This is a genomic window from Pseudomonas sp. GOM6 (genome assembly GCF_029537485.1).
Classification (GTDB): Bacteria; Pseudomonadota; Gammaproteobacteria; order Pseudomonadales; family Pseudomonadaceae; genus Aquipseudomonas.
In genome coordinates this window covers 1-336 of the sequence record NZ_JARPUS010000041.1, presented here as the reverse complement: position 1 = coordinate 336, position 336 = coordinate 1, and the positions used below count along the sequence as shown (strand labels likewise).

General features: G+C 67.0%; 1 protein-coding gene. It reads left to right on the top strand.

Annotated features, from left to right (window positions below; all coding sequences use genetic code 11):
• Positions 1 to 336 (top strand): beta-ketoacyl synthase N-terminal-like domain-containing protein (locus P7A97_RS20570; RefSeq protein WP_277692349.1); only part of this gene is annotated, 336 nt, incomplete at both ends.

Sequence of the window (336 nt, the reverse complement as noted above, 5' to 3'; positions counted from 1 at the left end):
CCATGACCCTGAACAAGGTCTGCGGCTCCGGCCTCAAGGCCCTGCACCTGGGCGCCCAGGCCATTCGCTGCGGCGACGCCGAGGCGATCATCGCCGGCGGCATGGAGAACATGAGCCTGGCGCCTTACGTCATGCCCGCCGCCCGCACCGGCCAGCGCATGGGCCACGGCAAGCTGGTTGATACCATGATTCAGGACGGCCTGTGGGATGCCTTCAACGACTACCACATGGGCATCACCGCCGAGAACCTGGTGGAGAAATACGGCATTAGCCGTGAGGCACAGGACGCCTTCGCCGCCGCCTCCCAGCAGAAGGCCTGCGCCGCCATCGAGGCCG